The sequence below is a fragment of the Streptomyces sp. NPDC002838 genome (assembly GCF_040295365.1).
Taxonomy (GTDB): domain Bacteria; phylum Actinomycetota; class Actinomycetes; order Streptomycetales; family Streptomycetaceae; genus Streptomyces.
This window is the reverse complement of the sequence record NZ_JBEOVF010000024.1, coordinates 83,207-94,491: the sequence shown is the minus strand read 5'-3', so window position 1 is coordinate 94,491 and position 11,285 is coordinate 83,207. Positions and strand designations below refer to the sequence as shown.

Genomic DNA, 11,285 nt, shown 5'->3' with positions numbered 1-11,285 from the left:
GCCTTCTGGCTTTTCACGCCTCCCGCAACGCCTTCGCCACCGTGCCGTCACCGGTCACCTGTATCCGCCCGCGCCGCACCGCGTCCGGCACGCTCAGCTCCCCCCGGCCGACGGCCGCCCACGTGTCGGTGTCCAGGACCAGCCGGGCGTCGGGTTCCCCCGGAGCCGGACCGTCGCCGTAGACGGGCCCCTCCTCGGCGCCGACGTACAGATGGAAGTCGCCCTCCTCGAGCCGCACTTCGACGAGACCCTCGCCTTCCAGCGACCGGAGGAGCGGCAACGCGAACCAGTGCGCCCGTACGGCGTCGGTGGGCCGCCGCTCGCCCAGCTCGGCCTGCCCCCAGTCCCCCAGCGCCTGCAACACGGGCAGCAACTCCCGCCCACGTCCGGTGAGTTCGTACACGTACGCCGCGCCGGGCGGCGGCAGCCGGCGCCGCGTGGTCAGCCCGTCGCGCTCCATGTCCTTCAGCCGGGAGGCGAGGACGTCGGTGCTCACGCCCGGCAGGTCGGCGTGCAGGTCCGTGTAGCGGCGCGGGCCGGCCAGGAGTTCGCGGACGATCAGCAGGGTCCAGCGGTCGCCGACGACGTCGAGCGCGCGGGCGGCGGAACAGTACTGGTCGTAGCTTCGGCGAGGTGACATGCGACGCAGTCTAGACATGTTGTTGGACTTTCCAAGCGTCTACTTGGTAAAACCAAGCAACACCACAACCGGAGGGGCGTAAGCGCATGGAGTTCCGGCAGTCGAGCAAGCTGAGCGAGGTCTGTTACGAGATCCGCGGCCCGGTGATCGAACACGCCAACGCGCTGGAGAAGGCGGGCCACAGCGTGCTGCGGCTGAACACCGGCAACCCCGCGCTGTTCGGCTTCGAGGCGCCGGAGGAGATCCTCCAGGACATGATCCGGATGCTCCCGCAGGCCCACGGCTACACCGACTCGCGCGGCATCCTCTCCGCCCGCCGGGCGGTCGCCCAGCGCTACCAGACCCTCGGCCTGGAGGTCGGCGTCGACGACGTCTTCCTCGGCAACGGCGTCTCCGAGCTGGTCTCGATGGCCGTGCAGACGCTGGTCGAGGACGGCGACGAAATCCTCATCCCCGCCCCGGACTTCCCTCTCTGGACGGCCGTCACCACCCTCGCGGGCGGCAAGGCGGTCCACTACCTGTGCGACGAGCAGGCCGACTGGTACCCGGACCTGGACGACATGGCGTCGAAGATCACGGACCGGACGAAGGCCGTGGTCATCATCAACCCCAACAACCCCACCGGCGCCGTCTACCCCAAGGAGATCATCGAGGGCATCCTCGACCTCGCCCGCCGCCACGGCCTGATGGTGTTCGCCGACGAGATCTACGACCAGATCCTGTACGACGACGCCGTGCACCACTCGGTCGCCGCACTCGCCCCCGACCTGGTGGTGCTGACCTTCTGCGGCCTGTCGAAGACGTATCGGGTGGCCGGCTTCCGCTCGGGCTGGCTGGTGATCACCGGCCCGAGGCAGCACGCGAAGAGCTACCTGGAGGGCCTGACGATGCTGGCCTCCATGCGGCTGTGCGCCAACGCGCCCGCGCAGTACGCCATCCAGGCCGCGCTCGGCGGCCGCCAGTCCATCCGGGAGCTGACCACGCCGGGCGGGCGCCTGCACGAACAGCGCACCGTGGCGTGGGAGAAGCTGAACGAGATCCCGGGGGTGTCGTGCGTGAAGCCGAAGGGCGCGCTGTACGCGTTCCCGCGCCTCGACCCCAAGGTGCACAAGATCCACGACGACGAGAAGTTCGTCCTGGACCTGCTGCTGCGGGAGAAGATCCAGGTGGTGCAGGGCACGGGCTTCAACTGGCCCACCCCGGACCACTTCCGCATCCTCACGCTTCCGTACGCGGACGACCTGGAGGCGGCGATCGGGCGGATCGGGCGGTTCCTGAGCGGCTACCGGCAGTAACAGCGGCCGGGGACGCGGGCGGAATGTCAGAGGCGCGTCGTAGTCTTCGAATGGGCTGATCTCCAGGGCCTCCCGGGAGAGGAGCACGCCGTGACCCGACCGCCGACCGCCGCGCAGCGGCGGGTGATCGACGCCGCCGATCCCGTCACCGGGCGGCTGAAGGGCACGGAGGCACAGCTCACCGCGCTGGTGAAGCGGGGGCTCGCCTTCCGGCACCCACGGCCGCCGCACGACCACTTCCTGACGCCGGAGGGTCACCGGGTGCGGCAGGGGGTGGAGCAGATCCACGAGCCCGCCGGGGAGGCCCCCGCGACGGCCGGCGTGTTCGCCGCGCGGGTCGGCGGCGAGGAGGAGGTGCCGGACACGGGTCCGGCCCGCGTCCGCGAGGTGCACAGTGCCTGGCAGGGGCTGCTGGAGCTGCGGCGGATGACCAATCCGGACGGCGCCCTCGACCGACCGTGCGGCTGGGAGCGCGCGCATCTGGTGCAGGCCGCCGCGCTTGCCCTGGAGGCGGCCGGACATCGCCCGGCCGGGCCGGACTCCGAGGGCGGCTACCGGGTGCGGGCCACCCCGCAGCCGGAGGCCGTCGCCGTGCACGAGGCGGACCCCGGGGCGCTGCGCGGCTGCGCGGCCACGCTGGAGAAGGCGGGCTGGCAGGTGGGCGAGCACTCGGAGCCGCGGACGAGGGCTCGTTATCTGCTGGCTTCTCCACGCCGGGCCTAATGAACATGCCAAGATCGATGAATCACAACGTCCACGACGAGAAGGGGAAGCCGTGACCGAAGCGTTTTCCGTCCCGGTGACCGTCCGCGGGTACGAGACGGACGTGCAAGGCCACCTCAACCAGAGCGTGTACCTCAGCTACGCGGAGCATGCCCGCTGGTCGCTGATCCAGGAAGCCGGGATCAGCCAGGACCGCCTCATAGGCAAGGGCGTGGGCCCGGTCGTACTGGAGACCACCATCCGCTACCGGCGGGAGCTGCTCGCGGGCGACGAGGTCGAGGTGACGTGCGACTTCGCCTGGACCGAGGGCAAGACGTTCCGCATCGAGCAGACGATCCGCAAGACCGACGGCACCGTGGCGGCCGAGATCACCGGCGTCGGCGGGCTGCTGGACCTCAAGGAGCGCAGGCTGGTCGCGGATCCGCGGGAGTACTTCAAGGAGTTGGCGTCAGATCCGAGCCGCTTCGGGCTGTAAGGACGCCCACCACGGTCACCGGGCCCGGTACACCGACACCGGCTCCCGCTCGGCGTCGTAGGCCGCGCGTGACTCGGCGATGTACACCCGGTTGCGCTCGGCCCAGTGGGTGAGCCGCTGCAGCGTCTCGTGCAACTCGCGGGCTGCGGGCGTGAGTTCGTACTCCACCTTCGGCGGCACCGTCGGGTGCACGACGCGAGTGACGAGCCCGTCGCGCCCCAGGCGCGGGCTGCGCGCCCGCTGCTGCGTCTGAGGCTGTTCGGCTCCCGGCTGCTGACCGGGGCGAACGCCGTTCAGGTCCTGATGATCGCCACGATGTACGGCTTCCAGTTCATCGGCGCGCTCTATCTGCAACGTGTCCTCGGCTACGGCGAGTTGGCCACCGGCACGGCGTTCCTGCCGGCACCGATCGCGATCGGGGTGTTGATGCTGGGCCTGTCCGCGCGCACCATCGGCCGGTTCGGCGCGTACCTGGTGCTGCTGGCGGGGCTGGTGCTGATCACCGTCGGCATGACGCTGCTGAGCCGTGCGCCTGCCGACGGCGCGTACGTCACCGACGTGCTCCCTCCGATGCTCCTCCTCGCCGCGGGGTTCGCGGCCGCGATGCCCGCGCTGACCGGGCTCGCCATGGCGGGGGCCCGCGAGGAGGACGCGGGGCTGGCGTCGGGACTGTTCAACACCACGCAGGTGGTGGGCGGTTCGCTGGGACTGGCGGTGCTCTCGGTGCTGGCGGCGAGCCGGACCGAGGGGTCGCTGGCCGGGGGTGCGGAGGCGGTTGCGGCCACGGCGGAGGGGTACCAGCTGGCGTTCCGCGTGGCGACGGTGATCGCGGCGGGGGCGCTGGTGCCGGCGGCGGCGGTACTGCGGCCGAGGGGCGGGGCGCGGGACTGAACCGCCGCCCGGTGCGCGGGGCCTAACGGGCCCGCGCACCGGGCCGACGCGGGGCGGCGGGCGGCAGCGGCAGGGAGCATCGCCTTCCGCCGTGTCCGCCTGTCAGGCCTCCACGACGGCCCGCGGCACGGTCAAGGACGTGACCCGTGAACTCGCCGCCACCGAGCGCGGTTGCGCAACCTCTTCACTTGCCGCTGGCCGCGACCGAGCCGAAGGGGACCACGCCCGCGCCCCCGAGCACCGGCGGCGGTACGGCGGCGATGAGCGATGCGGCCATCGGGCACAGACCCATCAGGACGAGGAAGCCGCCGCCGGTGGCCACGACGTACCGGCTGCGGATCTTCGTCATCGCGACCAGGCCGATGTTCTGCGCGAAGGCGCTGCACATGAAGCCGTTGAACAGGGGGTTGATCGCCGACGGCACCCCGTCACACTGGCCGTTTCACGGAGGTGCGTGACACCGCGAGCGCGGTACAGACGGCCGCCACCGCGGCCGTCGCCGCGCAGGCGCTCAGTGCCGTGGCGCCGCCGGGTGAGGTCGCCCAGAGTGCGGCTCCCAGGGCGGAGCCTGCCGCGGCGCCCAGTTGGCGGACGAGGCTGGTAGTGCCGGAGATCATGCCCAGGCGGTCCTGCGGAGCGTTCGACATTACCCGGGCCTGGTTCTGCGCGTTGAAGAGTCCGAATCCCACGCCGATCAGGAGGAGCCGCGAGGCCACGTCGGGCGCGCCCCAGGTCGTGCTCGCCGGGACCATGGATGCCGTACCAGCGAGCAGGACCACCGTGCCGGACAGTGCCACCCGCCGCGGTCCCACCCGGTCGGCCAGGCGCCCGCCCAGCACACTCCCGCACCCCGTTCCCAGGGCGAGTCCCACCATGACCCAGCCGTTGGTGCCCGGCGGGACCCCGAGGGAGACCTGGAGGAAGAAGGGGGTCACGAACAGCACGCCGAACACCGCGAAGTAGGCGCAGCCGATGGCCAGATGGGGGCCCGGTAGTCCTGGCGCCGTCACCAGTGACCACAGCGACCGGGCCGATGCGCTTCTCCCCCATACGAGCAGCAGCGGCACCGCGGCCAGCGCGAGCAGCCCCCACTCCACGCTCCGGTCCATCGCGAAGGACAGCGCGAACAGCACCGCCACCGCCGCCCCGCCGAAGGTCACCGCCTCCGCGGCCCAGGCGGCCTTGGGCCGTGGCAGCCGCGGTCCGAGCGGGAGTTGCCGGGTGACGACGGCCAGTACCACGGCGACGACGGGCACGTTGACGTAGAAGACGGCCGGCCATCCATAGGCCTCGACGAGCAGCCCACCGGCCGGGGGCCCGGTGACCCCGCCGAGCGTGCCGAGCAGCAGCACCGTGCCGAAGGCCCGGCCGCGCACCTCGGGGCGTACCGCGATGGTGGGCAGTACGGGCGCCAGCGCCAGCATGATCACTGCGAAGCAGCCCTGGACCACCCGCGCGCCGATCAGCCAGCCCACGCCGGGCGCGAGCCCGCAGGCCACGCTCGCCACCGCGAAGCCGGTGCATCCCAGGACCATCACCCGGCGCGGATCGGCGGTGTCCACCCAGCGGCCGATGCCGAGTGCCAGGGCGATCAGCGGCATGAGGTAGCCGAGGCCGACCCACTGCACGACCGTCGTACTCGTGTGCAGGTCGGCCTCGATGCGCGGCAGCGCAACACCGACGATCGACGCGTCCAACTGGGCGATGAAGATAGCGAGTCCGGCGGCGACGATCAGCCACCACCGGTCGCGCACCGGCGCGTGGACGCCCCGGCTCTCAGCGGTGTCCGTTCCCAAGGAAGACCTCCCCCACTCCCGGTTCAGGCAAGCGGAGAGCTCTCCGCTTGACTGAACCGGGAGCTTAAGCGGAAAACTCTCCGCTTAACAAGGGGATAACCGGAGAGCGCTCCGCTACGCTGCGCCCATGACCGAACGTGCCGACGCCGCCCGCAACCGCCGCCGGATCCTCGACGCCGCCGTCCGGGTGCTGCGGACGCAGGGGGCGTCGGCGCTCACCGCGGACACGGTGGCGAAGGAGGCCGGAGTCGGCGTCGGTACGGTCTACCGCCGGTTCGAGAACCGGGCACGGCTCGTCTACGAACTGATCGAGGAAAACGAGACCCGCTTCCAAGAGGAGCTCGCCGGGCACGCGGGCGAACCGCCGCGGCAGCGGCTGCGCGCCTTTCTGCACGGCATGGCGGACCTGCTGGAGGAACAGCGGGCACTGTTGCTGATCGCGGAGGCCAGCGCCCCGGCCGCCCGCTACTTCAGCCGCCCCTATCGCACGCACCATGAGCAACTCACCTCACTGGTGGCGGAGTTGGCCCCCACCGCCGACGCGGCCTATCTCGCGGACCTGCTGCTGATGGCGTACACCCCGGGCCTCTTCGACCACCAGCGCGGCGAACGCGACTGGCCGCTGGAGCGCATCAAGAGCGGGCTGGACACGCTGGTCGACGGCATCGCGCGGACCACTGAGCGACCGTCATAGTCGGCCGTCGTAGCGGGCGGGGGTGCTCGAATGTTCAACCGACCTGAGGTCAGGGTGTTGCCGTCGGGGTCCCGGTGGGCTGCCCAGTCGCCGTTGTGGATCGACGGCGAGGATGCGGTGGCAGGGGCGGTCGGCGAGGGGGGCCGTGGCCCGTTCGCGGAAGAGGCGCTGCCCGCCAACGGCCACAGCCCGTTGCGGGCGACCGGAGGGGAGCGACGCGTGGTGCTGGGGGAGCCCGAGTGCACGGGCGGATGCTGCGGCTACCTTTCGGTGTTCGTGCAGCGGCACGGGGGCATCCTGGAGTGGTCCGACTGGCAGGCGCCCGGCGACGAAGCGCGGCCTCCGGCATTTCACTTCGACGCCGATCAGTACGACGCTGAAGTGGCCCGAGCTTCAGCAGATCGGTCATGGCAGGTCTTCACGGAGTGAAGATGCCGACCGGCTCTCAGAGGATCGACACCTGAGCACTGCAGTTGGTTGTGACCGCGCTTCCAGTGGGTGGTCCAGTCGCCGAGCGGTGGCAGGAAGTGCACGGTCGGCAGGCGGGGTTCGGTGCTGCGGGAGGCGTTCGTAGTCGCGTGCGTTGCGGCGGGCGTTCATGCACCAGCCGGTTGGGTCGGCCGCGCGGCGAGGTGCCTGCCGTGGCAGGTCCTTTTCCGCGCGGCCTCCCGCCGAACCGGACATGACGATTTCTCGGTCATCCGACTCTCCCGTGATCACGACGTGAATGATCGGGCTGCTTGTGCCGCATGGATGCGGTCATGACAGGCGTCGCAGGCCACGACGGTCTTGCGGCGCCGGTCGAGCATGACGCGCGTCCAGTCGGACGGCGGCCATCCGGCATGGGCGAGGTTGGCGAGCGCACGGATGTGATGCACCTGGACATCACCGGTGGCTCCGCAGATCTCACACGTGTCCGTCAGGAGCCGAGTGATCAGCTCCTTGTGCGGATAGTCCACCCAGACAGGGCGACGGTCGACAACTTTCGCCGACCGCTGCTGCTGGAGAGGGATTCCACCGAACCTGGCAACCAGTGGCTTCCTGTTCTTCCGCTCAATACGGGCCTCGAAACAGACGCGGGGCCCGTTCGGAAGTCGATTCTGGTCTTGTGCTTGGCGGCCATCTTCGACGTCGATGAACGGTGCTTCGCCGCAAGGGCCTTGAGCATGGAAGTCTACTCGTCGAGCGTCTTATGGTGCGGCAGCCTGGACAGTCGCAGGCCCTGGCGGAAACGGCGGTCGTCACGGACGGCCAGTTCCTCGGACAGGACCAGGTCGAGGAAGTCGAGGTAGCCCATCTTCGCCTCGTCGGCCCGGCGGGTGTACTCGTTGATGGTCTCCGCCAGGTGAGGCAGGCCGAGCTTGCCGGCCGTGGTGCGGATGCGGTTGCCGGTCAGCTCGCTCAAGAGGACTCCTTCGTCGGGGAGTTGGTGGTGAAGGGCCGGGTGCCGGTCAGTTCGTCGTAGACCGACAGTGGCCGCCGTCCGACCTCGACACGGGTGGCCGCGGCCCGGTTCAACAGGGCCTGCAGCGGGCCGACGTGACCGCCCGCAGATGGCTCGCGGTGCAGTGGTGTCACCTCGCCGGTCGTGGTGCGGCGGTTCTTGCCGGTGGGCAGGCCGTCCCAGTGTGTTTCTTCGACGACGCGGACGCCTCGGCCGACCGCCCGCGGATGGGTGGACAGCAAGGTCTCGCCGCTGGCGTCGGGGACGGTCGAGTGCAGCATGACCTGGGCCTTTGTCGCCCGGATCTCGACAAGCTGGCGGGGGCGGACCTTGCGGGCGGGCACCGAGTAGAGGTTCCCGCCGAAGGCGACCAGGCAGTCCTTGCCGACCGGCCGCAGATGCCGCTCGGCCACCAGGTAGGAGGTGAGCGGGAGTGGTTTGAGGGCTGCGTGGTCGCGGGTGGCCCGGATGCCGATGACTTCCCGGTGCGTCTTGTGGATCTGGTCCCGCCGACTCGGCACCCAGGCGGCAAACGCGGCGTCCATCTCCTCGATGGAGGAGAACGCTCGCCCGGACAAGCTCGCAGGTGCTGGCGGGACTGGACGTATGCCCGCATGAGGTCAGCGACGGGTTCCGGAAGCGGGGACGGCGGGTCTCCCAGCCGGACGGTGAGGGTAGCCCCGTCGTCGATGACGTCGTCGACGGTGAGGCGGACGATGCGGGTGACGGGTTGCGCGTAGAGGAGAACGAGCGCGGCCGTGACCCGGGCCCGCAGGGGCAAGGAGTCGTCGTTGAGGGTCCGCCGGAGAATGGCGAGTCGGCGGTGCTGGTGCAGCGGCGCTTGGTCCTGGTTGATGACTTGGGGTGGCAGGGTGAGGCGAGGCATCCGGCTCGTCTTCGTGCACCAGCGCAGGAACGTCTGGGCCGGGCGCCGGGTGGCCGGCTTCTCCGTGTGCCAGGCGTCGACGTCGGCCTGGTGGCAGTGTTCGAGGGTGCGGCCTCGGTCGGCGAGCCAGGAGAGGAAGCTAAACACGCTCGCCGCTTTGAGAGTCTCGTTCGCCTGCCTGAACTCGGCGTTTGCCTTGCGGAGTTGCTTCAGTTCCTCGTGTTCGGCGGTCGACAGCCGGTCGTCCCGCTCGTCGCGGTCGACCTCGGCCTGGCGGACCGAGCCGCGCGGAACTCGTGTCCGTGCGGCTTAGGACGGCTCAGATCTCCTGGGGCTTGTAGGAGCTGGGGTCGCGCAGGATGACGCGGCGCAGCAGGTCGACGGTTTTGGTGACGCCCTCGACGGGGGCCACAAGAACGTCCTCGTGCTCGATGCTCAGGACGTCGTCGTAGCCGGCTCGGCGCAGGGCGAGGCAGAAAGCGCGCCAGAACGCGTCGTCGTGGCCGTAGCCGAGGGTGACGTAGTTCCAGGAGCGTTCCTTGGCGGCCATGACCGGCAGCGTCTCCAGCCTGCTGGTCAGGGCCTGGCGGGAGGGTTCCAGCCGGGTGTCCTTGGCGTGTACGTGGTAGATCGCCTCGCCCAGGGTCTCGATGGCGGCGAGCGGGTCGGCGCCCATCCACATCAGGTGGCTGGGGTCGAAGTTGGCTCCGACCACGGGCCCGACCTCCTCGCGCAGGCGCAGGAGGGTAGGGACGTTGTAGACCGCCTGGTGGGCGTGCATCTCCAGAGCGAGCTTGGGTACGCCCCGGTCACGGGAGTGGGCGACGAGGTCTCGCCAGTACGGGAGTACGACCTCGGTCCATTGCCAGTCGAGGATCTGTGTGGTCTCCGGCGGCCAGGAGACCGTGATCCAGTTGGGGTTGGCGTCGCCCGGCCCGCCCGGCAGCCCGGACATCATCACCACGCGGTCGACGCCGAGGAGCGGGGCGAGAGCGATCGTCCTGCGCGCGACCTGGTCGTGCTCGCGGCCGCTGGGCCCGGGGTGCAGGGGGTTGCCTGAGCAGGTGAGGGCGCTGATCGTGAGCCCTCGGTCGGCGACCTTGGCCAGCAGTTCGCGGCGCGCGCCGTCGCTGTCGAGAAGCCGGTCGATGTCGATGTGCGGGGCGGTGGACCAGGCACCGGTGGCGAACTCCACTTGGTCCAGGCCGAGTTCGGCGGCCAGGTCCAGGGTCTCGTCGAGCGTGAGCTGCCCGACGCTGTCGGTGTTCAGACCGATCTTCATGATGCGTCCCGTCTGCGGTGTGGTCGGGCGGGGAGGGGTCGTTCCCCGCTGGTTCGGTGTGCCGGCGGTGGGGGTCAGATGTAGAGGGCTGGGCGGTCGGCGAGTTCCACCTCGACGCGGCGGCCCTCGGTCTGGGCGCGGATGCCCGCCTCGCAGACCGCGGCCACGGCGTAGCCGTCCCAGGCGCTGGGGCCGGTGACCTCGCCGCGCCGGGTGGCGTCGACCCATGCCTGGACCTCGCGGTCGTACGCTTCCTCGAACCGCTCGACGAAGCCGGGGGTGACCGTGCCGCCCCAGCGTCCGCCGGTGCTGACGAGCATGTCGTGCCGGTCGCCGATGCGGGCGGTGCCGTGCTCGCACACTGCCTCGGCCTGGACCTGGTAGCCGTAGCGGGCGTTGACGTAGATCTCGACGTCGACCAAGGCGCCGCCGCCGGTTTCGAAGACGACGAACTGCGGATCGGCCAGCCCTTCGGGCGCGTTGCCGGAGGGCCGCGGCCGCAGCACCGTGACGGACGTGATCTCCTGGCCGAGCAGCCAGCGGGTGATGTCCATCTCGTGGGTCACGGAGTCGTTGATGAGCATGGCGCTGGTGAAGTCCGGCGGACAGGACGGGTTGCGGTGCCGGTTGTGCAGCATCAGCGGCCGACCCAGTTCCCCGCTGTCCAGCAGCGCTTTGAGCTTGATGTACTCGTGGTCGTAACGGCGCATGAAGCCCACCTGCACCCGGCGGTGCCCGAGCCGCTGCTCGGCCTCCAGCACGCGCAGGGCGGAGGCGGCGTCGGGGGTGAGGGGCTTCTCGCACAGGACGGGCAGGTCGTGCTCGAACGCGGTGAGCAGTGCCGCCTCGTGGGCGACGCCCGGGGAGGCGAGCAGCACCGCGTCAACGTCGGGTGAGGCCATCGCTTCGGCGACGTCGCCGTAGGCCGCGCATCCGTCGACGTCGGCGGCGACCGTCTTGGCGCGATCGATGTCGACGTCGACGACGGCGGCCACATGGGCGCCACTGGTCACCTCGCTGATCCGGCGTACGTGATCGGCTCCCATGCGGCCGGCGCCGATCACGGCGACTCCGAGGGAGGTGCGGTAGGTCATGTGGTTCCTTGACTTGAGGGTGGGCGATGGCGGTGACGGTCAGCAGAGGGCCGGCCGAACCCACA

General features: G+C 70.6%; 11 protein-coding genes and 4 pseudogenes. 6 read left to right on the top strand and 9 right to left on the bottom strand.

Translation table 11 applies throughout. The features are described 5' to 3' along the window. Positions 1–13 precede the first annotated feature (13 nt). Complete coding sequence (locus tag ABT063_RS28150) at positions 14–640, bottom strand: winged helix-turn-helix transcriptional regulator (protein ID WP_351061954.1); 627 nt, start codon at positions 638–640, stop codon at positions 14–16. Between the two features lie 86 nt (positions 641–726). Here ABT063_RS28150 and ABT063_RS28145 point away from each other — a divergent pair, with 86 nt between their 5' ends. The 3 genes from ABT063_RS28145 (at position 727) to ABT063_RS28135 (ending at position 3,133) form a co-directional block, all read left to right on the top strand. Continuing rightward, the gene (locus ABT063_RS28145) at positions 727–1,935 is read left to right on the top strand and encodes a pyridoxal phosphate-dependent aminotransferase (protein ID WP_351061952.1); all 1,209 of its coding nucleotides are present in this window, start codon (positions 727–729) and stop codon (positions 1,933–1,935) included. 90 nt (positions 1,936–2,025) lie between these two features. Continuing rightward, positions 2,026–2,658 carry a hypothetical protein gene (locus ABT063_RS28140; RefSeq protein WP_351061950.1) on the top strand — a complete coding sequence of 211 codons (633 nt, stop codon included), beginning with the start codon at positions 2,026–2,028 and terminating at the stop codon, positions 2,656–2,658. Positions 2,659–2,710: 52 nt separating this feature from the next. Continuing rightward, positions 2,711–3,133: an acyl-CoA thioesterase gene (locus ABT063_RS28135; RefSeq protein WP_351061948.1), complete on the top strand. Its 423-nt coding sequence runs from the start codon at positions 2,711–2,713 to the stop codon at positions 3,131–3,133. Positions 3,134–3,148: 15 nt separating this feature from the next. On the opposite strand, the pseudogene ABT063_RS28130 reads toward ABT063_RS28135, so the two are convergent. Beyond that, a pseudogene (locus ABT063_RS28130) lies at positions 3,149–3,355 on the bottom strand (winged helix-turn-helix transcriptional regulator); the annotation flags it as partial. On the opposite strand from ABT063_RS28130, the pseudogene ABT063_RS28125 reads away from it, so the two are divergent. Continuing rightward, positions 3,353–4,024: pseudogene (locus ABT063_RS28125) on the top strand (MFS transporter); the annotation flags it as partial. The pseudogenes ABT063_RS28130 and ABT063_RS28125 overlap by 3 nt on opposite strands. 190 nt (positions 4,025–4,214) lie before the next feature. Here the strand turns inward: ABT063_RS28125 and ABT063_RS28120 are convergent. Next, positions 4,215–4,448: pseudogene (locus ABT063_RS28120) on the bottom strand (solute carrier family 23 protein); the annotation flags it as partial. 4 nt (positions 4,449–4,452) lie between these two features. Next, positions 4,453–5,820 (bottom strand): MFS transporter, encoded by a 1,368-nt coding sequence (locus ABT063_RS28115; protein WP_351061946.1) that lies wholly within the window; start codon positions 5,818–5,820, stop codon positions 4,453–4,455. Between the two features lie 127 nt (positions 5,821–5,947). Between ABT063_RS28115 and ABT063_RS28110 the strand changes: the two genes are divergently transcribed. Both ABT063_RS28110 and ABT063_RS28105 read left to right on the top strand, forming a co-directional pair. Beyond that, positions 5,948–6,514, top strand: a complete 567-nt coding sequence (locus tag ABT063_RS28110; protein ID WP_351061945.1) for a TetR/AcrR family transcriptional regulator — start codon at positions 5,948–5,950, stop codon at positions 6,512–6,514. Positions 6,515–6,607: 93 nt separating this feature from the next. Further along, entirely contained in the window at positions 6,608–6,943 is a 336-nt protein-coding gene (locus tag ABT063_RS28105) for a hypothetical protein (protein ID WP_351061943.1), read from the top strand. A 287-nt stretch (positions 6,944–7,230) separates the two neighbouring features. Here the strand turns inward: ABT063_RS28105 and ABT063_RS28100 are convergent, their stop codons facing one another. The 5 genes and pseudogenes from ABT063_RS28100 to ABT063_RS28080 all read right to left on the bottom strand — a co-directional run bounded on the left by ABT063_RS28100 (position 7,231) and on the right by ABT063_RS28080 (position 11,220). Beyond that, positions 7,231–7,473, bottom strand: coding sequence for an HNH endonuclease (locus ABT063_RS28100; RefSeq protein ID WP_351061941.1), 243 nt, complete (start codon positions 7,471–7,473; stop codon positions 7,231–7,233). Positions 7,474–7,691: 218 nt separating this feature from the next. Further along, positions 7,692–7,919 (bottom strand): annotated as a pseudogene (locus tag ABT063_RS28095) (ATP-binding protein); the annotation flags it as partial. After that, the gene (locus ABT063_RS28090; RefSeq protein WP_351061940.1) at positions 7,916–8,536 is read right to left on the bottom strand and encodes a Mu transposase domain-containing protein; all 621 of its coding nucleotides are present in this window, start codon (positions 8,534–8,536) and stop codon (positions 7,916–7,918) included. The pseudogene ABT063_RS28095 and the gene ABT063_RS28090, both read right to left, overlap by 4 nt. 627 nt (positions 8,537–9,163) lie before the next feature. Further along, on the bottom strand, positions 9,164–10,126 hold the full coding sequence (locus ABT063_RS28085) for a sugar phosphate isomerase/epimerase family protein (protein ID WP_351061938.1): 963 nt from the start codon (positions 10,124–10,126) through the stop codon (positions 9,164–9,166). Positions 10,127–10,200: 74 nt separating this feature from the next. Beyond that, positions 10,201–11,220 carry a Gfo/Idh/MocA family protein gene (locus ABT063_RS28080; protein WP_351061936.1) on the bottom strand — a complete coding sequence of 340 codons (1,020 nt, stop codon included), beginning with the start codon at positions 11,218–11,220 and terminating at the stop codon, positions 10,201–10,203. Positions 11,221–11,285: the final 65 nt, after the last annotated feature.